At 52.6% G+C, this 23326-nt stretch carries 15 protein-coding genes; 8 read left to right on the forward strand and 7 right to left on the reverse strand.

Annotation, left to right across the window (positions count from 1 at the left end):
* Positions 1-2: 2 nt before the first annotated feature.
* Positions 3-3248 carry a methylmalonyl-CoA mutase gene (locus CVV44_21955; GenBank protein PKL35472.1) on the reverse strand — a complete coding sequence of 1082 codons (3246 nt, stop codon included), beginning with the start codon at positions 3246-3248 and terminating at the stop codon, positions 3-5.
* An 840-nt stretch (positions 3249-4088) separates the two neighbouring features.
* Between CVV44_21955 and CVV44_21960 the strand changes: the two genes are divergently transcribed.
* From CVV44_21960 to CVV44_21970, 3 genes are all read left to right on the forward strand, one after another.
* On the forward strand, positions 4089-4415 hold the full coding sequence (locus tag CVV44_21960; protein PKL35473.1) for a hypothetical protein: 327 nt from the start codon (positions 4089-4091) through the stop codon (positions 4413-4415).
* A complete protein-coding gene (locus CVV44_21965) occupies positions 4322-4795 on the forward strand; it encodes a hypothetical protein (protein ID PKL35474.1) in 474 nt (157 codons plus the stop codon). Before CVV44_21960 ends, CVV44_21965 begins: the two co-directional genes overlap by 94 nt.
* A gap of 321 nt (positions 4796-5116) precedes the next feature.
* Positions 5117-5740, forward strand: coding sequence for a hypothetical protein (locus CVV44_21970; protein ID PKL35475.1), 624 nt, complete (start codon positions 5117-5119; stop codon positions 5738-5740).
* Positions 5741-5810: 70 nt separating this feature from the next.
* Here the strand turns inward: CVV44_21970 and CVV44_21975 are convergent, their stop codons facing one another.
* The 6 genes from CVV44_21975 to CVV44_22000 all read right to left on the reverse strand — a co-directional run bounded on the left by CVV44_21975 (position 5811) and on the right by CVV44_22000 (position 15716).
* Positions 5811-6743: a hypothetical protein gene (locus CVV44_21975; protein PKL35476.1), complete on the reverse strand. Its 933-nt coding sequence runs from the start codon at positions 6741-6743 to the stop codon at positions 5811-5813.
* A 191-nt stretch (positions 6744-6934) separates the two neighbouring features.
* Positions 6935-7504 (reverse strand): flavodoxin family protein, encoded by a 570-nt coding sequence (locus CVV44_21980; GenBank protein ID PKL35477.1) that lies wholly within the window; start codon positions 7502-7504, stop codon positions 6935-6937.
* Between the two features lie 152 nt (positions 7505-7656).
* Positions 7657-9516 carry a Triacylglycerol lipase gene (locus CVV44_21985; GenBank protein ID PKL35581.1) on the reverse strand — a complete coding sequence of 620 codons (1860 nt, stop codon included), beginning with the start codon at positions 9514-9516 and terminating at the stop codon, positions 7657-7659.
* Positions 9517-9802: 286 nt separating this feature from the next.
* Entirely contained in the window at positions 9803-11473 is a 1671-nt protein-coding gene (locus tag CVV44_21990; protein PKL35478.1) for a hypothetical protein, read from the reverse strand.
* 243 nt (positions 11474-11716) lie between these two features.
* Positions 11717-13087 carry a hypothetical protein gene (locus CVV44_21995; GenBank protein PKL35479.1) on the reverse strand — a complete coding sequence of 457 codons (1371 nt, stop codon included), beginning with the start codon at positions 13085-13087 and terminating at the stop codon, positions 11717-11719.
* A 211-nt stretch (positions 13088-13298) separates the two neighbouring features.
* Positions 13299-15716 carry a hypothetical protein gene (locus CVV44_22000; GenBank protein PKL35480.1) on the reverse strand — a complete coding sequence of 806 codons (2418 nt, stop codon included), beginning with the start codon at positions 15714-15716 and terminating at the stop codon, positions 13299-13301.
* Between the two features lie 326 nt (positions 15717-16042).
* On the opposite strand from CVV44_22000, the gene CVV44_22005 reads away from it, so the two are divergent.
* From CVV44_22005 to lon, 5 genes are read left to right on the forward strand one after another with little or no spacing between them, the layout of a single operon-like run.
* Positions 16043-16972 carry an ABC transporter gene (locus CVV44_22005; GenBank protein ID PKL35481.1) on the forward strand — a complete coding sequence of 310 codons (930 nt, stop codon included), beginning with the start codon at positions 16043-16045 and terminating at the stop codon, positions 16970-16972.
* 22 nt (positions 16973-16994) lie between these two features.
* Complete coding sequence (locus CVV44_22010) at positions 16995-17675, forward strand: ABC transporter (protein ID PKL35582.1); 681 nt, start codon at positions 16995-16997, stop codon at positions 17673-17675.
* A gap of 5 nt (positions 17676-17680) precedes the next feature.
* Positions 17681-19834, forward strand: a complete 2154-nt coding sequence (locus CVV44_22015; protein PKL35482.1) for a hypothetical protein — start codon at positions 17681-17683, stop codon at positions 19832-19834.
* Between the two features lie 2 nt (positions 19835-19836).
* Positions 19837-20808, forward strand: coding sequence for a hypothetical protein (locus CVV44_22020; GenBank protein ID PKL35483.1), 972 nt, complete (start codon positions 19837-19839; stop codon positions 20806-20808).
* A gap of 39 nt (positions 20809-20847) precedes the next feature.
* On the forward strand, positions 20848-23244 hold the full coding sequence (lon, locus tag CVV44_22025; GenBank protein PKL35484.1) for an endopeptidase La: 2397 nt from the start codon (positions 20848-20850) through the stop codon (positions 23242-23244).
* Positions 23245-23326: the final 82 nt, after the last annotated feature.

The raw sequence follows: 23326 nt of genomic DNA on the forward strand, positions 1-23326 counted from the left end.
GTTTACATGTTCCTCCGGTATTTTCCGCCGACGCTGTAGAGCAGTTCGCTTATCTGCCCCAGGCTGGCCACGCGCGCCGTGTTCATGAGCTCTTCGAATATATTCTCACCGCTCTCGGCGACGCTGCGCAGTTTTTCCAGGGCAACGTGGGCTTCGGCGGCATGGCGCCCGTGAAAGGTCTTCAGATTGTCGAGTTGTGACTGTTTTTCCTCATAGCTTGCCCTGGCCAGCTGCACGTCCTGCCGGGATGATTCCTGCGAAGCGGCTTTGTCGTCCAGGTAAGTATTGACGCCGATGATAGGGTACTCGCCGGAGTGTTTTTGATGCTCGTAGACCAGGGATTCCTCCTGAATCTTGCCCCGCTGATAATGCGTTTCCATGGCTCCCAGGACACCGCCGCGCCTGCTGATTGCGTCGAATTCCTTCAGCACCGCCTCTTCCACCAGGTCCGTGAGTTCCCTGATGATGAAGCTGCCCTGAAGCATGTTCTGGTTTTTAAAGATTCCGTATTCCTTCATGATGATGAGCTGGATCGCCATGGCCCGGCGCACCGATTCCTCCGACGGTGTGGTGACCGCCTCGTCGTAGGAGTTGGTGTGGAGTGAGTTGCAATTGTCATTCAGGGCCATGAGGGCCTGGAGCGTCGTCCGTATGTCGTTGAACTGCATTTCCTGGGCGTGGAGGGAACGGCCCGAGGTCTGGACATGGCATTTCAGGCGCTGACTCTGCTCATTCGCACCGTACACGTATTTCATGGCGATGGACCAGATACGCCGCGCGACGCGGATCAGCACATTGTATTCCGGGTCCATGCCGCTGGAAAAGAAGAAGGAGAGGTTCGGGGCAAAATCGTCGATATGCATGCCGCATCCCAGGTAGTACTCCACGTAGGTAAAAGCGTTGGAGAGGGTCAGGGCCAGCTGCGTTACGGGATTGGCCCCGGCCTCGGCTATGTGGTATCCGCTGATGCTCACGGAGTAGAAGTTCCGGATCTTCTTATCGATAAAAAACTTCTGGATGTCCCCCATCATTTTCAGGGCAAAACCCGTGGAAAAAATGCAGGAGTTCTGGCCCTGGTCCTCCTTGAGGATGTCGGCCTGGACCGTGCCGCGAATGTTTTCAAAAACGAAGGTGCGTATGGCGTCCAGTTCCGCCGGTTCCGGTCCGCGTCCCTTTTCCGTCATGAACCGGTCGAGCTGCTGATCTATGGCCGTGTTGAAAAAGAAGGCCAGCATGATGGGGGCCGGGCCGTTGATGGTCATGGATACGCTGGTCATGGGCGAGCAGAGGTCGAAGCCCGCGTAGAGCTTTTTCATATCGTCGAGCGTACAGATGCTGACGCCGCTTTCACCTATCTTGCCGAAGATGTCCGGTTCCGTCGTCGGGTCCTGGCCGTAGAGCGTCAGTGAATCGAAGGCGGTGCTGAGGCGCTTGGCCTCGTCGTTCCGCGAAAGGTAATGGAAACGGCGGTTGGTTTTCTCAGGGGGGCCTTCACCGGCAAACTGGCGCTTCGGGTCCTCGCCCTCCCTGCGGAAGGGGAAGACGCCGGCGGTGTAGGGGAAATACCCCGGGAGATTTTCTTCTCGCATCCACCGCACCGTATCGGCCATGCTTTCAAAGCGCGGCAGTGCGATGCGCGGGATTTTCAGCCCCGAGAGGGAGAGGCTGAAGAGGTGCGTGATATTCTCGCGGCCCCTGATTTTCACGGCCAGTTTTTCCTGTTCATAGGCTTCCTTTATTTCGTTCCAGCCGTCCATGAGGTGTTTCACCTCAGGGTCAAGGGTGGTCTCGATTTCACGGACAAGTTCAGGGAGCCCCTGGAGGCGGGCATCGTCGAGGAGTATTTTCGCCGATTCCAGTTTTCGTATGACCGCTGTTTCGGCGCCTGTTTTTTTGTGATAGTTCAGCACGGCCCGGGAAATAATACTCAGGTAATGTTCCCGCTCGGCAGGTATCACCGACAGGCTTTCGGGATGTTCCCGGGAAAAACCCGTTTTAGGCGGAACGGGCCAGTCGATGAGACCGCGTTCTTTCAGCATGTTGAAGCAGAGGCTGAAGAAAAGAGTCGTGCCCGGGTCCGAGAAATTGCTGGCCACGGTACCTATAATGGGGAGGTCTTCATCGGCTCCCTGGAAGACCGAGCGGTTCCTCCGGTATTGCTTGCGCACATCGCGCAGGGCGTCGGGGGAGTTCTTGTGGTCGAACTTGTTTATGACGATGATGTCGGCGTAGTCCAGCATGTCGATCTTTTCCAGCTGCGACGGGGCGCCGAATTCCGAGGTCATGACATAGACCGACATGTCGCAGACCTGTGTGATCCAGGTGTCGCCCTGGCCGATGCCAGGGGTCTCTATGACGATGAGGTCGAAGCGCGCAGCCCTGAGCACGGCAATGAAGTCCCGTATGGTGTCCAGCATATCCTGGCCCGAATCCCTGGTGGCCATGGACCGCATGAAGACCCGTTCAGGATCGAGAAAGTTCATGCGTATGCGGTCCCCTAAAAGTGCGCCGCCGGTTTTTTTCCGTGTGGGGTCGACGGCAAGGACGGCCAGGCTTTTGCCGGGATACTGAGCGGCGAAGCGGCGGATGAATTCGTCCTCCAGGGAGCTTTTTCCCGACCCCCCGGTACCGGTGATGCCCAGGACCGGTGTATTCGAGGACAGGGCAGACAGTTCGCCGCGGAGAGCGGGAAAAGCGGCGCTGCTCACGCCCAGGTCCTTCTCGGCCATGGAAAGGAGTTCGCTCACGACGAGCCCGTCGCGCGAAGCGAGCCGCTCCTTCCAGTCCCGGGGCAGGGGAGGCGAGGCAAAGGCCGCGGTGCGGGAAATCATGTCGTCGATCATGCCCGCGAGGCCCAGGTGATGGCCGTCCTCGGGCGAGTAGATATGCTCGATGCCGTATTCATGGAGCTCATGGATCTCTTCCGGAACTATCACGCCCCCGCCTCCGCCGAAAATCCGTATGTGGTCCACGCCGTTTTGCACAAGAAGGTCTTTTATGTATTTAAAGAATTCCATGTGGCCGCCCTGGTAGGAACTGGCCGCGATGGCATGGGCCCCTTCCTGTATGGCCGTATGGACAATCTCCCGGGCTGAACGGTTGTGGCCCAGGTGAATCACCTCGGCCCCGGCCTGCTGCAGGAGCCTGCGTATGATATTGATGGACGCGTCGTGACCGTCGAAGAGGGTCGTGGCCGTGACAAACCTGATTTTATCCTTTATCGGAGCGTTTTTATCAAGGGAATTCATGTAAACCTCAGATCAGTTATGTATATTTTTCCCGCGATTATGGGAACGGGGGCCCCTGCTGTCAAGCATTGTGTCTGAAAAAGACCTTCCGGGCCCTGTTAAAGGCCCTTTTTCAGGGTATTTTATCATGTCCGTCACCCCTGTCAGGGTTCAGGCGGATATTTTTCTTCCTGTGATTATAAGATAGCTATTAAGGGGTGAAGATTCCAGTCGGCGCAGATACGATATGCCCCGGGGCTCCGCACAGACGCGATTAATCATGTCTGTACGGAGCCCAATGCAGGCATTATATCGCAAACCGGCCTGTTCCGGCCCGATTACCATTGCCTCCCCCGTGTTTAATAATTAATACGCACGCTGTTAACCGGGATTTAAAAGATTTTGGTGAAAAATAAAAAAAATGATTTTTCCCGGGCTGGACCCGGCTTGCCTTCATGGGCGATGGAACGGAGCATCTACGGAGCATCTACGGAGCATCTACGGAGGAGCGACGGAGGAGTTGAGGCCGGTACCGGCACTTCCAACGTCGTGTTGGTCGCGCTCACTCAGGTGCCGGCGGTGGCTGGGACTTATTGTTGCCGGTAACTAGTTCTGTGCACGCTGCGGAGGCACGTCGTGTGCCATCCTCACGTGCAGCCCAGGCGCTCGCACATCCTTGATGCTCGCTTATCTGCTTGTGATTATTCCATCCGGAACTTGGGATTTCTGTGGCGTCGGTTCCCGGCCGGAATATCTCTATGTGCAGGTCTTGTATCGACTGTTGTAACGCTAAAATAACTTGACAACCCGGTATTATGATATTAGCATTCCAGTATAGACAAAAGGTGGGAAGTGATATTCATGAATAAAGCAATAATAGACGAGGCCGCAGCCGTCCTGAAATCAGTTCTGACCGATGAGTTCGGTGATGGCATTGAACTTACCATGTTCGGGTCAGCCGTAAGGGGCACCTATGACAGGGAATCTGATATTGATATTCTGGTTCTTCTTCCTTTTGAACCTACCACAAATATTGAGGAGACTATTTTCGGAATCGCTTTCGATATTGAACTGAAGTATAATATAGTTTTCGGATTGATCGTATATTCAGGGCGATTCTGGAACTCAGAACTGGCAGCGACAATGCCTTTACACAGGAACATAGAAAGAGAGGGTGCCCGGATTTGACTCCTCACAATGAGCTTATTCGCTATCGTAGATTAAAAGCCGGGGAAACCCTTCAGGACGCGGTGATCCTTGTTGAAGCGGGAAGATTACATTCGGCGGTAAACAGAATTTATTACGCACTATTTTATGAAGTTTCCGCGCTGCTTCTGACGAAAGATTTAAGTTCATCGAGACATAGCGGAATTAAGGCGTTGTTCAATGAACACTTTGTTAAACTGGGCGTTGTTTCAACACATACCGGACGTTTTTTCTCCACCATGTTTGAATTCCGGCAGAAAGGCGATTACAGTGATTTCGTCACCTTTGAAAAAGATAAGGTATCGGAATGGCTTGTCATGGCCGGGGAATCAATTAAAGAGATCGAAGGCATTTTTAAATAACCGTACCTTATTGTCCCGCTCCCGTACGGAACGGTTTAAACTGTTCCTTATGCACCGCACATAAAAACATGCTATACGGAAAAACATGACGTTGCCTTGTTGCTGATTATTCCATCCGGAACTTTTATTTTCATACCGGTGAGCCCCTTTATCTAAAAGCGATGCGAATGCAGACGCCAGTGTCACACGCTGACAGGAAGTCAAAAAAGCGTGTGACGGACGCGCGGAGCGGGGGATTTCTGAATCGGGGTAAAAAATGATTGATTTCCATCGGGAGCATATTCTATATAGCAAAAGCATCTATAGGGGAAGTAACTTACATTGCTGAAAAAATACGGAGACAATGATATGGCCGCCGAAATAAAAAAACTCAAATCCGATGACGTATACCAGCTGAAAATAACACTGAATGAAGTATATCCCGACATCTGGCGCAGGTTCGTTGTTGAAGCCGACATCAAGCTGCCCGATCTGCACAAGGTCATACAGACCGTGATGGGATGGGACAATGCCCATCTGCACATATTCCGTATCGATAAAAAGCTCTATTCGCCGCCCGATGAGGAGTTCGACGGTCCCTATGTGGATTACCGGAAGACCAAACTCAACCAGGTCGTGACTGCGGAGCAGCAGAAGTTTTTTTACGACTATGATTTTGGCGACGGGTGGGAGCATACCTTGGTCCTGGAAAAAATCCTGCTGAAAGAAAAGGGCGCTAAATATCCCGTCTGCGTTGAAGGAGAACGGAACTGCCCGCCCGATGACTGCGGCGGTCCCTTCGGTTACATGGAACTGCAGAAAACCATAGCCGATCCCCGCAACGATGAATATGAAGAAATGATGGACTGGCTCGGCGGGGATTTTGATCCCGAAGAATTTTATATTGATGATATCAATGAAATGCTTCAGGAAAAGGACTACGGCTGCATCGAACTGTTCGATTAATTGTGTTTTCGCAATAGCATGCCCCGTTGAGCCGCCATGCATGGCGAATCAACGGGGACCGGGAGAACCTTTATTCAAGGACAATCCTGCGTATCTTCTGATTGTTGGTGTCGGCGATATAGATGGTCCCGTCACGGTCTATCTCGATGCCCGTGATAGTGGAGAAAGTCGCGCTCAGAAGCGCACCGTTATCCTCTCCGTCTGAACCCACTGTCCCGGCGAAGAGGGATATCGTGCCGTCCGTTGCCACTTTCCATATAACATAATTGGCGTAATCGGCGGCGTAGATCGTCCCGTCACCGGCCACTGCCAGACTATTCAGCTCCGGCGCAGTTGCACTGGTAATGGTATAGGTGTTCAGCAGCGTTCCTGCCGGTGAATGCTTCCGTATTGTATTGCCGGTGCCGCTACAGCTGTATACATTGCCCGAGCTGTCAAGGCTGACACTGTACACATAACCCACGCTGGCGAAATCGCTTGTGGCGTTACTGTTCCCCAACTCGATCTTTCTGATCTTGCTGTTCATTGAGTCGGCCACGTAAAGGATGTTGTTGTCGCTATCAAAGGTGCAATCATAGGGACTGTTGAAGGACACGGGATTGGTGTTTGAACTCCCCGATGCTCCGGTTGTTCCAAGAAAAGTTGAGACAACAGCGCTGCCGGTTATTTTGAGTATTTCATGATTCTCATCGTTTGCCACGTACAGGGAGCCGCTTCCATCCACCGTCATTCCCAGGGGAAAATTGAATGGATCACCGGAGGCGATATTTTCAGCGAAAAGTGAGCTGATGCCGGCGGTGTTTATTTTATACAATGTATAGGTTGCTGCTACATACAGGCAGCCCGTACCGTCACAGCACAGGGCGCGATAATCCTGGTTAAAATCCGAATAATCCGTGACATTTTTATAGGTCTTTGTTGTGTCACCGGAATCGGAATCGCACGACGGAACAAGAAAGAGACAGCAAATCGATAGAAAAAGAGCAAGGAAGAAATTTTTCATAATAGTTAACCTCAGAAGGATTTTTTATGACCGGATGCTGTATAACAGTGCGGCATTGCCAGTGTCAATTACTTTATGTCACCTTTATGGTGGCGGTGTCATTCCATGGATAAAGGTTCGCTATCAATCCCGCCCGCAATTGATCAATGCCAGCAGAAAAATAACAGGGATTGTCGGGAATTATCCACCTTTCATCGGGCCAGCTTCTTCCCCAGTTTTTCCGCCTCGGCCAGGATCTCGCTGTTTTTTTCGATCTCGCCGGCCTCCGTGGCGCTGCCGTAGACCATGCCGGTGATTGTGGCGCCCACGTACCGGAAGGAGTCCTGGAAGCAGCGGATGGCGTTAATCGCGCCCGAGGCGACCGCGTCACTATCGCCGTAGGTAATGACAATGCCGATTTTTTTATCGAAGGGATTTTTCCCGTACCGGGGCATGGCGAAACACCGGTCCATCCAGAGCTTGGTCTGTGTCGACATGTTGAACCAGTGTACCGGCGTGGCGATCAGCCATGCATGGGCCGCAGCGAGTTTCGGGAATAGTTTCTGCATATCGTCATTTATGACGCAGCCCTTGGCATCGGGATTCTGGCACTTCCAGCAGGCCTGGCACGGCCTTATATCCATGCCGTGAATAAAGAACGATTCCACCTCGGCCCCGGCGGACCTGGCGCCTGCTGCGACGCGTTCTGCAAGGATCGCGCTGTTTCCTTTTTTGCGCGGGCTCCCCAAAAGGATTACGATATTTTTCTTTTCTTCGGTCATGACTGTCCTCGTTTGGTTTCGGCCTGATTGTGAATACGGTGCATATCCTATGGCATGCCGTCGGAGGAGTCAAGGAGATATTGCTGTCCCCGTGTGAATGCAGGGAACGGTTTGAAACCGTTCCCTGCACACGACCCGTTCCCTGCAGAAAATTACCAGGTCTTCGGTTCCGGAGGACTCACAGTGAAGGTGTATTCCTGGCCGGGTCCCGACATCAAACTTGTAAACAAGGTGTTGATAGCATAGCCGTTGCCCGTAAGTTTCGGGAACGTTGTGATGCCCGAGAATGTCAGGCTGCCGTCTCCCAGGGACGAGACAGGCTCGTCAAAGTCGATGGGGAAATTTATCGGTTCCACGGTGTGCAGTTTGAAGGGAACATCTATGCCGATCGCGCCTACCTGGGTTATATAGAGATTCACCGGCATGTTCCCGTGCACATGCAGTATGCCGTCATTATCCAGGGAGGCCGTGCCTTCCATTGGAGCTGCGGGAGAAATCGTCAGCGTCACTTCCAGTGGAAGGATCACCCAGATATCGCCCGGGAATGTCGGAACAGACAGTGTGCCCGTAATTGTATTGGAAGTCATATTTGTATCGGCCGTGAAAGTTGATCCTTCCGGCAGTTCCACGTCCTGGTCCAGCGTATTCAAGTGTATCGTTCCATTAAGGGTCCACTCGTCGAGGGAAAAAATAAAGTCACCGTCAACAGGGTTGGCTGTCGATACGGGCCGGGGACTATCCGTATCGCAGGTACAATCCGCGGAGCGGCCGTCGAACCGGTCCTTTATCCAGGAGAGTACATACGGCGCGGCCTGGAACTGGGTGGTTATATGCTCCCCGGGGAAAACCATGTAGGTGGTTTTTACACCAAGGCCGCAGTATTTTTCTTTGAGCGCCAGGCTCTGCTCCAGGGGGATGAACTCGTCCGATGTGCCATGATACATGAACAGCGGCACGTCCATGGTGCTGTTTCCCAGATCCTGCTCCAGCAGCGTTTCGTGCACGGAAGGTATGCTGAGGAGTTCATCGAGAGTAGGGCCGCCTTCAACATAGGTGGAGAGACTGGTATTCATGAAGGCAAACAATGCCTCAAATACGCAGGTGGAAAGGCCCTTCTGGATGGCCAGCTCGCCCGTGGAATTAACCAGCGTTTCAAGGGGGATGCCTTCGGGGTACTGTGACCACAGCCCGATCACCGTTGCCAGCAGGAAGCCCGAGCCGTTGTTGCCGTCCAGGTATTCGGCAACTTCAAAAAAGTCACCCGGTACTCCACCGGCCGCTACACCGACCAGGTTCATGTCCGGCGTATAGACGGGCTGCAGCTGTCCCGCAAAGGATGCCGATTGTCCGCCCTGGGAGTAACCCCAGATGGCAACATCCGCACGTGCACTGACAGTGCTGAACGGTACCTGTGATGCGGCTTTTATAATATCCAGCACGGCATGGCCCTGGGCAATGCCCGCCATATAGGTCGGTATGTCACCCGTTGTGTAACCGGGATTGTCGGTTACCAGCACGGCATAATTTTTATTAAGGGCCCTGGCGATATTGGATATCTCGTAGTCCGTCCCTTCCATGAGCTGTATCGACGGCGCACAGCTCTGGCAGAGGCCGTGAGTGCCAACCGCATAACTGATGATGGGGCGCCTGCTCCACCATGACCAGATCTTTTTCGGGACCAGTACCGTACCGGTCACTATGTTAGGAGCTCCAATCGCGTCCGTGGAGCGGTACATGATTATCCATGAGTTCACCTCAGGGGCCCCCGGCAGGGTTATGGAGGCTCTACGATAGGAGATGAGATCGCCGTGATTGCCCGCCGGCAGCGTGGAAGGAGGTGTATAAAAAGCCTCCCCTGACGGGCCAATAATTGAAGATATCGCCTCGGTTTCCGTTAAGCCCGCATCTGATATCAGGTCAGTTGAATCATCATTTGTTGCAACATCGCAGGATATAGTGAATATTGAAATAATGAAAATAAGAAAAAATGATACGTGTCTTCTGTTATACATTCGTTTCATATTATAAGTGACCTCCTTTTGGGGTATTTTATAGGTCATCTATACCCCGATGAGCGGGGTTTTGTCGTGTCAGAACCTGATTAATCAAAAAATGTCCATAAAAAAGCCGTCGGGACGGTATATGTGCTAATAAACCTGATTAATACTATGCAGGAATTCCGCGAAGGGGGAATCTGATAATATCTGGACAGAGGGAATGCATGAAATACCAGTAAGTCTATCTCTGTAACTTCATGCTCTTTGTGATCTTCCTGTGACCTTGATCAGCGTAGCATAACTATTTTTGGAGGGTGATGAAGGGATGATTGGCGATTTTCTGCATTTTCCGGTATTGTTCCGGCGTGGTTTTCATGACTTTCAAAAAGGCGCGGTTGAAAGTGCGCAGGCTGTCGAATCCCACGGAAAAGGCAATGGTGATGATGGTGTTCTCCGTGGATGCCAATAGTCCGATAGAATCACTGATGCGGAGCTTGTTGATATAATCCCCCATTTTCCTGCCCGTGACTATCTTGAAAATCCTGCCCAGGTTGTCGGGGTGGATATCCACCATGGCGGCCATGCCCTCGCGGGAAATATCTTCCCGGTAATTTTCATGGATGTAGGCAAGGACCTTCTGAATTTTCTCTTCGGCCCGGTCTGTGTTCACGGTGTACGATCGTGCTGTTGACCGGGAATCGCTGATCTCCTCATAAAGGCGCGAATATTCCGACAGGGATTTTTCAAGATTGTTTTTAACGGCGTCGATATCGTTCTGGATGGTCACATGGCGGGTGACAATGACCAGGGCGGTGCCCACGTAGAGCGTAAGGGCCGAATAATAAAAAATCATATTCTGGAACAGGGGCGGTGCGGGGATGAAGGCGAATTTGTAAAAATAGACAACCCCGTCATGGATGGCGCCCAGGATAACAATGAGGCCGAAAAAGCTGAAGAGCCGGGACAGGGGCTTCTTCGTGGCAAGGGCATACATGTGGCAAGACAGGTTATAAAAGCCGATAGCCGTAGTCACGGTGATGAGCAACAGGCCGTGAACACGGAGCCTTTCGGGCGTGGTGAAGAAAATGCCTATAAAAAGCACGATGGCAAAATAGAACCACAGGAGCGCCTCGGTTTTTTTTCTTGCCAGTCCGTAGATCCTGTGGAGAAAAATGGGATGCGTGACATTCAGGGCAACCCAGGCGAAACCCAGAATTTTAAACCGGTTCAGCATGGTTCCATAAATGTTCCAGCTCGTACTTTGATCAAAAATAATGACGAGTCCGCAGAGAAGCTGCAGGAAGTAATACAGGTATTCCTGCGAATCCCTTTTTCTCAGGAAGTGGAAGAGTGAAATGATGAAAAAGGGAACGCCCATGGCGATGATGATGTAGCTGAAGACGATGCGGAAAAAATAGTCCAGGTCCCTGCTCTCGCTCCATGACGCGATGTCCGTGAGAGACATGTTTCCCAGGATCTCGCCGTAGGTATTATAGGAAACGCGTATGGCGATGACATTCCTGTCCTCCCTGGTGAGGGATTTGGGGACGAGGTAGTGGCGCGGATGATTCCACGTGGAGTGCTCAGCGGGGGGAAACCGGCCCGTGGTCCCGATCCTTTCGCCATTGAAGTATGTTTCATCGGCATTGGCAATGCGGCCCAGGATGAGACCCAGGTCGCGGAGACCGAAATCATCGGGGAGCGTCAGGGTCTTTCTCAGCCAGACAATGCCTGATAGTTTTTTTTCTTTTTCCGCCAGGTAGGGCATGAAGGTTCCGGGAAGGTTTATCGTGTCCCAGGAGGTATCATCATGGCGGGGTGTCCGGTACGCGGCGTCATCGGCCGCAATGATCTGCCAGGGGCCTGCCAGGGACAGGGAGGCGTCGGGGGATGGGCCGGACCGGCAGGCTGCAAGGCATACCATAACGGGTATGATGAATCCGGCCCCCATGTTTTGTATCCTTACTTTCATAATGCCCGGAAGAGTGTTTGCCTGTGAATTAATTGTCGAATTAAGTAATCCGTTTATGAAAAGGTTAATGGTTGATAACGAATAAAAAAATCCGGCTTGTCAAGAACTATTTGTTTTAAGGAGGGCTGTGCACAAAATGGATGCATACTATTCGGGAAATTACACCGCGAAGATACTGGCATACAGGAATGCAGATTGTTTTACCGCATTCACCATGCATGCCCGTATCCGGGGGTTGTCTCGTCAGATCTTTACCGGCAGACCGGCCTCGTCGTCGAGCTTAATAGCGCTCACCATTTCGGAAAGCTGTTGTGCGTGCTTCATGAGCATCTGCGCCGTGGCCGACAGTTCCTGGGATACCGCGGCGTTCTGCTGGGTTATTTCGCTGAGTTGGACCATGCCGTTGTTCACCTGCTGTATTCCCGTGTTCTGTTCCTGCGAGGCGCTGAAGATTTCCTGCACCAGCTGTGCTGTTTTTTTCGCATCCGGCACTATCTCCGAGAGGATGCTCCCGGCCCGGTCCGCCACGGATACGCTCGTTGATGCCAGCTCATTGATTTCCTGTGAGGCGTTCTGGCTTTTCTCGGCGAGTTTTCGGACCTCGCTGGCCACGACGGCGAAACCCTTGCCGTGTTCCCCGGCACGGGCCGCCTCGATGGCGGCATTCAGGGCCAGAAGGTTCGTTTGGTAGGCGATGTCCTCAATAAGGCGGATTTTTTCCGTGATTTGCCGCATGGCCGTCAGGGTCTCCTTTACAGCCACGCCGCCCTCGTCGGTTCGCTCGGCGGTTTTCTGTGCTATGCGGTCGGTCTCGCGGGCATTTTCGGCGTTGGTCGCCACGGCTGCACCAATCTCTTCCATTGATGAGGTTATCTCTTCCACATTGGCGGCCTGGCTGTTGGTTCCTTCACTCAGGCTGCCTGCCGTGTTCATGAGTTCGCCGGAGGAATTGGTGAGCTCCATGGCGAGCTGCTGCGCCGATTTCAGTATCCCCGTGAGAATATCCTTCTGTTCCCTGTTTTTGTCCGCTTCCTCTTCGGCTTTTTTCAATGCGTTATTCGATATGGTTATGATGGCCATGGAAACAAGGTAGATAAGAGTAAACATGATGAGCGGATAGGTAATGGCGTTTCGGCTGTATTTTGCCACTGATTCTGCGTACTGGCCTGAGGTTTGAATGTAATACAGAAGCCAGCCTGATATAAAGAGGCCCGTTGAGATAGAGAGCACCGTTCTTGTAGCGAAAAGGGCTGCCAGGGCCAGGACAAAATAGGAAAAATGCAGTATGCCCACGAAATTGCCGAAATTACCGGGCTGGGACGATATAAAAATGAGTATAATCAGGGTCATGGCTATGATCATAAAATGCGCGGCGAAGCGGTATCGTCCCGATTTCAGTATTGCAAGGACTAGTATATACACCAGGATTGCCGCACCGTAGCCGACAGCCGATGAAAGAGCGCTTGTTCCGAGCTCGAACATGATGGTTGCCATGGCAAGGAGCAGAAACAGGGCTGCGAAGGTGAGCGCTACATACATGAGTGCGGCGGCTTTTTGTCGGACAACATAGGGAACGTTATCGTATTTTTGCAGAAAGAAGGATTTCACGTTCATTATTATTCTCCTTAATTATATTGCCGGGATGGGAAGACCATCAGGGCCGTTGGCTGGTATAATAGTAGCATGGGGAGGTTTCAGGTGCAATTTAAATTTTAGCAGTGAAGTATTTTTCTAAGGAATGGGACTGGTTGACGGGGTATCTTTTTGGACGGTCCTCCGGGAAGGTACCGGCCCTAGTGTTGGGATGAATGCCGCAAATTGGAAATTACTGCCTGAGCTGCGCCACGGTAACGCCGTCGCCGCCCTCGCCGTTGTCGCCGGACCGGAAATCGCTCACGTAAATTGAATATTTCAGATGCTCCCGCACGGCATGCTTAAGCGCACCCGTACCGTGGCCGTGGATGATGATCACCGTGCCCATATTGTTCCGGTCCATGCGGTCCAGTTCACTGTTCATGACTGCCAGGGCCTCGTCGGCCCTTTTGCCCCGGAGATCGATGGTGTTGTACTGCGTCTGCATGGTGAAGGGAATGCTCTGCGATTCCATTTCATTGCGCCGCTTTTTCTGCTCGGCCCGGGTCTCCCTGCTTTTGGAGGCGCCTGTTGCCGTTCCGGAGCGGTACAGGTCCGTGAGCCGGAACCGTGAACGGATGGCATTGCCCAGGAGTACCACGGCGCTTTCTCCCGCAGCGTCGACGCTTTCCACCACGGCCTCCTTTTCCAGGGAGGCAATGAAGACCCGGTCGCCCGGTGAAAGCGTGTCCGGGCTTGCCGGTTCGTATTCCGCGGCGGCCGTTTCGCGGATTTCCTTCTGCAGCCGGCTGCTTATTCCGTCCTGGAGCGCGATGATCTCCTGCTGAAGCTCGCCGGCTTCCTTTATGCCGGCGCCCTGGAGCCCTGTTATTTTTTCAGCGATGAGCCGCCGGTATTTCTTCAGTTCCTCGAGGAATTCCAGTCCCTGCGCCTTTTTCACGTCCCGGGTAAGCTCCCTCAGTTCCTGTTCGCGCGCGGCGATTTTTCCCTTTTCCCGGAGGGCTTCATCGCGGAGCCGGTCCAGGTTCATCCGCTCCTCCTCCATCTCGCCGCGGTACCGCTGCGTTTCCTCGAGGAGAGCTTCCATGGAGATGTCCCTGTCGTCGATGAGGGACTTCGAGCGCTCCAGGATGCTTTCGGCCAGGCCGTAATTGCGGGCAATCTCGATGGCATAGCTGATGCCCGGAAGACCCATAATGAGCCGGTACGTGGGCCGCAGGGTCTCCAGGTCGAAGGAGACCGAGGCGTTCCGGAAAGCGCTGTCCGACGAGGCCAGCTCCTTGAGCTCCGTGTAATGGGTGGTGACGATGATCCTGCTGCCGTTTTTCACCATCTCCTCCAGGATGGCCTGCGCCAGGGCCGCGCCCTGGCGGGGATTGGTTCCTACAATTATTTCGTCGATGAGGACCAGGGTGCCGGGGCCGCCCCTGCGGATCATTTCATTTATGATGGTGATCTGTCCCGAATAGGTGGAAAGGGACTGCTGCAGGTTCTGGTCGTCGCCGATATCGGCCATGATGTCGGCGAAGATGCCGATGCGTGAATCGGCCGATGCCGGGACATGGAGCCCCATCATGACCAGGAGCACGGCTATCCCCGTGGTCTTCAGGATGACGGTTTTGCCGCCCGTATTGGCCCCGGAGATGATGAGGCAGGTAAAGGCTCCGCCGATGGAGATATCGTTGGCCACGGTTGTGTCGGGCTGCATCAGGTAGAGCAGGGGATGGCGTGCGCCGAAGAGCTCGATGACCGGTTCGTCGGGAATGACCGGCGCCGCTCCCCGTATAGCCGTGCTGAAGCGCGAGGCGGCGTTGATGAAGTCGATGTAGGCCAGGACCTCGATGTTCCGGTACAGCTCCGTTGCCCGGCTTCCCACGTGGTGCGACAGGTCTGTCAGGATGGCCAGTATCTCGTATTCCAGTTCCCGTTCCAGCATGATAATGCGGTCATTGAGGGGCCGCACCGCGTCGGGCTCCAGGTAGAGCGTGGCGCCGCTCGATGAAACGTCCTGCACGGTGCCTCCCATCTTGCCCTTCATGTTTGATTTTATGAGTATAACGTAGCGCTGTCCCACGGAGGTGATGATCTTTTCCTGGATGACATGTTCCGCCGAGGGGGAGTGGAGCACTTTGTTCAGGGTTTTTTCGATGTCATCACGGGTTATCCGGATATCCCTTCTGATTCTCTTCAGTACGGGATACTGCTCCGGGCTCAGTTCAGCGTCATCGGTAATGGAGGCTTCAAGGATTTTTGCCAGGGGGGCCAGGTCCTGGAGGGCCGTGTATTCCTCGTCCAGGGCAGGGAAAGCCTCGCGGTGTTCCTGGAGGAAATGTTTTATCCGGTGTGATGCTCCGGCGAATTTCCTGATATCCATAAGCTCATCGAGCCTGAGAACGGCCTGCTTTTCGGCCCGAACCACCAGGGGCCCTATTTCGACGATTCCCGAGAAGTCGGGAAACCTGCCCAGAATGGCCAGTTCCTTCAGGTCCGATATCTTTCTCATCTGGCGCCGGGCCGGTTCATGTTCCAGGGGTGACAGGGTGCCTGTCAGGGCCCTTCCCGTTGTTGTGGCGCACCGTGAAGCGATTTCCTCCACGATGAGGGGCCATTCCAGTACATCGAGGACTCGTTTAGAAAGTCGGTTTTCCATATAATACTGCTATGCGCCGGCATCATGGGGAGTCAAGATTTTTTTCCCTGAGCAGGGCCGATTAAATAGCCGCTTACCCATAATTTGCTTGCTATTTTTATCATCGATATTAAAAACCTATCATCTTTGATGCGTATCGCCGCTTTTATAAAAAAGATACGGCAAAATTTGTAACCAAAATCATCTGAAGGATTCAGAATGGTGTAATTGTATCTACCTCGTTTGCCGTTTTTCCGGCGGTTTTAACTTTTATTCAAATTGCATGAAATGACCTCAGCGGACCGTCAAGGGACGCTGGACGCATAAAAAATATGGAGTGGACACCTATGATCAGTGCCAATGAATTAACCAGGTATTACGGTGATTTCAAAGCGGTTAACAATATCTCCTTCACCATCCGGGACGGAGAAATTACAGGTCTTCTGGGACCCAACGGTGCGGGGAAGACTACCACGCTCCGGATGCTCACCTGCTTCCTGAAACCCTCGGGCGGCAACATCGTCGTGGATAATTACCGGATTGATGAAGAGCCCCTGAAAATAAAGGAGATAATAGGCTATCTGCCCGAATCGGCGCCCCTGTACGGGGACATGATCGTCTACGATTACCTTCAGTATGTTGCACAACTGCGCAATGTGCAGGATAGCGGTAGAATCCGCGAGATAGGCGAGCTCTGCGGCATAGGAGAGGTGATGCACAAAAATATCAACGAACTCTCCAAGGGCTACCGGCAGCGCGTGGGACTTGCCCAGGCCATGATCCATGATCCCAAGATACTCGTGCTCGACGAGCCCACCTCGGGACTGGACCCGAACCAGATCATCGAGATACGCAAACTTATCAAGGAGATCGGGAAGAAAAAAACGGTCATACTCTCAACTCACATCCTCTCCGAGGTGGAAGCAACCTGCGACAGGGTCATCATCATCAACCAGGGAAGCATCGTGGCCGATGACCGGACCGAAAACCTGCAGGCGGCAAAGGGCAGCAAAACCGTGACCGTGAAGGTCAAGGGTGCCGACTTCGAAGCGCTTTCGGGCTCCCTGGCATCGCTGCCCGGCGTGGAGAAGGTGACGAACCTGGGAGACGGCGAACTCACGGCGGCATCGGTTACCGTGGAAGGAAGCCACGACGCCCGTCCCCACATCTATGACGCCATTAAATCAAGGGACTGGACCCTCTATGAAATGAAGCAGGAACAGCGCAGTCTCGAGCATATATTCAGGGAGTTGACCATAGGAGGAAGCGATGAATAAACTGAAAGCGGCGCGCATCATCATGAACAGGGAACTGAAGGCTTACTTCGTAAGTCCCATTGCCTATATCGTTATCACAATTTTTCTTGTTTTCACGGGTTTTTTCTTTTTCAAGGATTTCTTTTATTTCAACCAGGCCGAGATGAGGAACCTCTTCCAGCTCCTTCCCCTCATGCTCTCCTTTGTCATTCCCGCCGTGACCATGCGGCTTTTCTCCGAGGAAAAACAGAGCGGAACCATAGAGCTTCTCATGACCATGCCGGTGACCTCCCTGGACACGGTCCTGGGCAAGTTCCTGGCCGGTACTGCCTTTTCGGCCATCATGCTGGCTCCCACGCTGGTCTACCTGGTGACCCTCATGATAGTGGGATCCCCCGACTTCGGTCCTGTTATCGGCGGATATCTTGGGGCCCTTCTTCTGGCCGGTGCCTATACCGCAATCGGCGTTTTATCGTCGTCACTGAGCAAGAACCAGATAATCGCCTTTTTCCTGGCCTGGGCCCTGAATTTTTCGCTCTGGCTCGTGGACAAGGTGACCCTGTTCCTGCCCTCGAAGCTGGGTTTTTTGGAATACCTGGGATCGGACTTCCATTTTCAGAACATTGCCAAGGGGCTCATCGACACCCGGGATATCATATATTTCCTTTCAATAATGGCCATCGCCATTCTTGTAACGGTTAAAATTGTCGACGAAAGGAGATAAGCGTCATGAAAATAAATATACCGGAATACATCGATAAAGTTAAAAATTATTTCACGGGAGCCGGGAAGGCTGATGATAAAAACTTCCAGCTGGCTCTCAATATAATAATTATCGTTCTCGTCAATATCGCAGCCGTCACCTTCAACATGCGGTGCGATCTCACCCGGAACAATACCTATTCACTTTCGGAGAAGAGCGAAGAGGTTGTATCAAACCTCAAGGAAGATATGAAGATAAAGGTTTTCTTTTCCAAGGACCTGCCGGCCCAGCACTCGGCCGTGCTGCGCTACCTGAAGGACCTTCTGGATGAGTATGACTATTACGGAAACCGGCACTTCAGCTATGAAATCGTCGATGATAAGGACCTGGAGAAACAGGCCTCGGATTACGGCATTCAGCCCGTGCAGAGCCAGGAGTTCGTCGATGACCAGGTGAAGCTGCGCCGGACCTACATGGCCCTGGTGCTTCAGCACGCCGACCTGGTGGAAAAGCTTGAATCGGTGACGGAAACGCAGGGGCTGGAATACAAGATAACCTCGGGCATGGAAAAGATGGCCGTTAAGATTGACGGCCTCCTGGCCCTGGAGAAACCCATGACGCTGCGCCTGTACCTGGATTCGCGGCTTGTCCACCTTCCTATCGACGGGATAGGCAAACTGCAGGATCAGGTAAAGGACGCGGTGCAGAAAAGCAATCTCCGCAATTATGATAAGATACGCCTGGAAATAGTCGATCCCTCAAAGGACAATTCCGGCGCGTCACTTACGGCAACCTACGGGCTTACCAGGCTCCAATGGAAGGCCATGCGCGACACCCTGGGAAGGCCCATTCCGGCCGGCGACGGTGTGCTGGGACTGGTCCTTAGTACGGAGAACCGTTTTCAGCGCCTTGACCTTGATGTGGCTCCCTCACTTTTCGGCAATTATGTCATTGCCGGCGCTGACAATCTCGAAGACAGGATCAACAGCGCCGTGGGGGTCATTCTCAGCAACAGCACCAGGGTCGGCTATATTTCCGGACAGGGAACGGCCGATATCAACGATGAACGGAGCAGGGAAGGGGCAGTCATACTGAAACAGCTTCTGTCCGATAAATACGAGATTGTTCCCCTCGATATCGACGGAGAGGATATTCCCTCGGGAATTGGTGTGATCATAGTCAACGGGCCAAGGGAAAAGTTCTCTGACATGGCGTTGTACCGCATCGACCAGTTTCTCATGAAGGGGAACGACGCACTGTTTTTTATCGACTCATTTTTCGAAATGCAGATGCCGCAGCAGCAGAACTTTTTCCAGCAGCAGCAGCCCATCGTGCTTCCCGTGACCACGGGCCTGGAGGATATGCTGGCCCATTACGGCATCACCGTGAACAGGGACATCGTCCTGGACGCCAACAGCGCCCGCATCAACATGGGTCAGATGATAAAGGAATATCCAGCCATGCCGGTGATACTGAAGGACGGTCTCAGCAGGGACAGTGTTATCACGCGATATCTCAACAGTGCCGTTTTCTTCAAAGCTTCGTCGCTTTCCTATGATGAGAAAAAACTGAAGGATGAAGGCCTGTCCCTCACCTGCCTGGTGTCGACATCCGATGATAGCTGGCTCATGACGGGCCGCATCGATTTCAATCCTTATCTTATGGAAGCGAACCGTTCGGGGGATATGAAGAGCTACCCCGTAGCCGCTCTCCTTTCGGGCTCCTTCGGCAGCTATTTTAAAAACAGGGAAATTCCGGTTTCAACGAAGGATAAAAAAACCATGGGGCCTCTTACGGCAACGGCCAGGCTCGATGCCACGATCAAATCGGGAAAGACCGAGATTGTTGTCGTGGGCACCTCGGAGATATCCCGTTCCGGTTTCATGATGGATTCCCGCAAGGTGCTGTCCCGGGGCCGACGCGATGAGGTCTTTTCCAATGACCTCCTCATCCACGGCATGGTGGACTATCTCGCGGGGAACGACTACATTCCGGAGATGCAGAGCAAGGACCTGGACTTCAATCCCCTGGATAAAACCGGTGACGCCACGCGCACGGCCCTGAAGACCGTGAATATAGCCGGTGTGCCCCTTCTCGTGATCCTGGGCGGCCTGCTGGTATGGCGCCGTCGCCGGGCCCGGAAAAAGGCACTGCTGAACGAATTTTCTAAAGAGGTTTGACGATGAACAGAAAGCTGGCATTCAGTCTTGGCATAATAGTAATTCTTCTGGGATACATCTGGTTTTCCCGGGGAACGGGTTCCCGGAACATCCCCGATCTTCCCGACTGGGAAGGCGAAGCAACGGAGATCACCATAAACAGGCCCGGCAGCGCCATCAAACTCGTGAATGAAAAGGGCGCATGGCTGCTGAATGATGAGAAATTTTCCGCGGACCCGCAGCGCATCGAGGGGCTGGAAAACAGGCTCCGCGATCTGGAGATCACGGACCTGATTTCCCGTAAGGGATTTTTCCAGAATTATGACCTTACTCCTGAGAAGGCCGTATCCATCACGGTCAAACAGGGAGACCGTGTTGTCCGTGATCTCATGATAGGAAAAACAGGGACTACGGGAAAGCATACCTATATACGCATCAATAAAGGCGGCGATGTCTACCAGGTTTCAGGCGTTTTTACCGGTGAGACGGGTGGTACCGTTGATGATTTCAGGGACAAGACCGTGTTTCAGGTTGAAAAGGAAGCTGTAACGGGTTTTGCCGTCAATTACAAAGGAAGGACTTTTACCTTCAAAAAAGAGGTGATCGCGCCGGAAAAAACTTCTGAAGCGGAAAACGCGAAATCGAAGATAGAGGGGGCTCCCGCGGAACCGGTGAAAAAGGAAAAATGGACCTGTGCCGGTTATGAACAGGTGGCGCTCAACTCCGCCAGGATCGACGGTCTTCTTGGCACCTTTAATCCCCTCAAGGCGTCGGGATTTGCCGCCGTGGACGGGAAATCACTGCAAAGGCCTGCTGTAATAGTGACCATCAAGGTTTATAAAAAGGATGTTATTCTCACTGTTTTTGATAAAAAAGAGGATAACAGGTATCTGGCCACATCTTCAGAGAGCCCTTACGTGTTTTATCTCGATGAATGGAAAATTAAAAAATATTTTATTGAAAATCTGAAGGATTACTCTGATAATAGCAGGTAAGAACGGGTGTAACTACATTTAACGAAACGGGATACAGAAATGAGCAATGGCAATGATATACCGAACGGATCAAATGGGTCGGATTCCAATGATCCAAACATAATTCTCGCCACGGAGATGGTACCCGAGATACTTACCATCATTCCACTTTCACAGAGACCTATTTTTCCCGGCATGATGATTCCCCTGGTCCTCTCCGGTGAAGAGATGATCAACAGCGCCAGCGTCATACTGGAGACGGATCATAAAATGGGCGGCGTTGTCCTCATCGAAAATGCCCACGAAGGGCATGTCCTTTCCAAGGATATGTACACCGTGGGTGTGGCCGTCAAAATCCTGAAGGTTACTCCCATCGATGACAAGACTATCCAGGTTATGGTCAACGCCCTGAACCGGTTTTCTCTCATGGAAGTGCTCCAGGAGGAGCCCGTGATCCAGTGGAAGGTTCATCATCATTATGAGCAGGAATATAAAAGCACCGACGAGATGAAGGCCTATTCCATGGCCATTATCAGTTCCGTCCGGGACCTGATAAAGTCCAACTCGCTTTTCCAGGAGGAGTTCAAACTCTTTCTGAACCGTTTTACCGCCGAGGATCCGGGGAAGCTGGCTGATTTTGTATCCTCCATGACCTCGGCCGATGCAAAGGATATCCAGGATGTCCTTGAGACCTTTGATATACGCAAGCGCGTGGAAAAGGTCATTTTTCTCCTGAAAAAGGAGATCGAGCTCAGCAAACTTCAGAAGAAGATTTCCAAACAGATAGAAGATAAGATGTCCAATCAGCAGAAGGAGTTCTTTTTGCGGGAGCAGCTAAAGGAGATCAAGAAGGAACTGGGCCTGGAAAAGGACGAGAAGACCTCGGAGATAGAAAAGATAGAGGACCGGCTGAAGGACCTGGTCATCTCCGACGAGGCCATGAAAAAAATAGATGAGGAGCTGAACAAGCTGAGGCTCCTGGAACCCCATTCGGCCGAGTATGGCGTCAGCCGCAACTACCTGGACTGGCTCACCACCCTGCCCTGGGGCGTGTTCTCCCATGACAATTATGATATTCAAAAGGCAAAGAAGATACTGGATCGGGACCACTACGGTCTCGATGATATAAAAGAAAGAATTCTGGAATTCATAAGTACCGGTAAAATGAAGGGTAATATCTCCGGGTCCATTATCTGCTTTGTCGGCCCTCCCGGTGTGGGAAAGACCTCTATCGGCAAGTCCGTGGCCGAGGCCCTGGGCCGCAAGTTCTACCGGTTTTCCCTGGGCGGCATGCGCGACGAGGCCGAGATAAAGGGACACCGCAGGACCTATATCGGGGCCATGCCGGGCAAGATCATCCAGAGTCTCAAGACCGTGGAGGTGTCCAATCCCGTCATCATGCTCGATGAAATCGACAAGATCGGCGTCAGCTTCCAGGGAGACCCGGCCTCGGCGCTGCTGGAGGTGCTGGACCCGGAGCAGAACGCGAATTTTCTTGATCACTATATAGATGTTCGTTTCGACCTGTCCAACGTACTTTTTATTGCCACGGCCAATCAGCTTGATACCATTCCACGGCCTCTCCTGGACCGTATGGAGGTGATGAACCTCTCGGGTTATATCCAGGAGGAGAAGGTGGAAATAGCACGCAGGTACCTGGTTCCCAAGCAGATCCATGAACACGGCCTGAAAAAGGGCATGATCAAGGTGGATACCAGGGCCATCCGCGGAGTGATTGATGGCTATGCCCGTGAAGCGGGTGTGCGGAGCCTGGAGAATCATATCAAAAAAATCATGAGAAAGGCGGCCCGCCGCTTTGCCGAGGGAGATACAAAGTCCATCATCGTGACCGAAAAGAATCTGGAGGAATTTCTCGGCAAGCCCCGCTTTACCGATGAATCGCTGTATGACAAGAAGATTCCCGGCGTGGTCATGGGACTGGCATGGACGAGCCTGGGCGGCGCTACCCTATATATCGAGGCCACGGCCATTCCGGCCAGGGCGCGGGGGTTCAAGCAGACGGGCCAGCTTGGTAATGTCATGAAGGAATCAACGGAAATTGCCTATACCTATATCAGTTCACGTGTGGATAACTACGATATCGATAAGGAATTTTTCAATACCAACCTTGTCCACCTGCATGTGCCGGCCGGGGCCACCCCCAAGGACGGTCCTTCGGCGGGTATTACCATGGCCACGGCCCTCTACTCCCTGGCGAAAAACAAGCCGATTAAAAAGTTTATCGCCATGACGGGAGAGCTCACCATTACCGGGAAGGTCCTTCCCATCGGCGGCGTAAAGGAAAAGACTATTGCGGCGAAGAAAGCAAAAGTGAAAAATATCATTTTCCCCTATGAAAACAAGAAGGATTTTGAAGAGCTGCCCGGTTATATTAAAAAGGGTTTGACCGCGCATTTTGTAAATTATTTTGACGAGGTGCTCAAAATAGTTTACTGATTGATCGGCGGTTCCCTGTTTTTCGGGAAACCGCCGATACCGTTATTTTTATGTTTTTTATTATTGACATATTCAGTATCTG

This window comes from Spirochaetae bacterium HGW-Spirochaetae-1, from assembly GCA_002839375.1.
Taxonomy (GTDB): Bacteria; Spirochaetota; UBA4802; order UBA4802; family UBA5550; genus PGXY01.

What these genes read in the sequence shown, in the direction of transcription:
- CVV44_21995 (PKL35479.1), bottom strand. Translation starts at nt 13,087, where the DNA reads ATGAACGTGAAATCCTTCTTTCTGCAAAAATACGATAACGTTCCCTAT.
- CVV44_21985 (PKL35581.1), bottom strand. Translation starts at nt 9,516, where the DNA reads ATGTATAACAGAAGACACGTATCATTTTTTCTTATTTTCATTATTTCA.
- CVV44_21960 (PKL35473.1), top strand. Translation starts at nt 4,089, where the DNA reads ATGAATAAAGCAATAATAGACGAGGCCGCAGCCGTCCTGAAATCAGTT.
- CVV44_21980 (PKL35477.1), bottom strand. Translation starts at nt 7,504, where the DNA reads ATGACCGAAGAAAAGAAAAATATCGTAATCCTTTTGGGGAGCCCGCGC.
- CVV44_21955 (PKL35472.1), bottom strand. Translation starts at nt 3,248, where the DNA reads ATGAATTCCCTTGATAAAAACGCTCCGATAAAGGATAAAATCAGGTTT.
- CVV44_22000 (PKL35480.1), bottom strand. Translation starts at nt 15,716, where the DNA reads ATGGAAAACCGACTTTCTAAACGAGTCCTCGATGTACTGGAATGGCCC.
- lon (PKL35484.1), top strand. Translation starts at nt 20,848, where the DNA reads ATGAGCAATGGCAATGATATACCGAACGGATCAAATGGGTCGGATTCC.
- CVV44_22015 (PKL35482.1), top strand. Translation starts at nt 17,681, where the DNA reads ATGAAAATAAATATACCGGAATACATCGATAAAGTTAAAAATTATTTC.
- CVV44_22005 (PKL35481.1), top strand. Translation starts at nt 16,043, where the DNA reads ATGATCAGTGCCAATGAATTAACCAGGTATTACGGTGATTTCAAAGCG.
- CVV44_22010 (PKL35582.1), top strand. Translation starts at nt 16,995, where the DNA reads ATGAACAGGGAACTGAAGGCTTACTTCGTAAGTCCCATTGCCTATATC.
- CVV44_22020 (PKL35483.1), top strand. Translation starts at nt 19,837, where the DNA reads ATGAACAGAAAGCTGGCATTCAGTCTTGGCATAATAGTAATTCTTCTG.
- CVV44_21975 (PKL35476.1), bottom strand. Translation starts at nt 6,743, where the DNA reads ATGAAAAATTTCTTCCTTGCTCTTTTTCTATCGATTTGCTGTCTCTTT.
- CVV44_21990 (PKL35478.1), bottom strand. Translation starts at nt 11,473, where the DNA reads ATGAAAGTAAGGATACAAAACATGGGGGCCGGATTCATCATACCCGTT.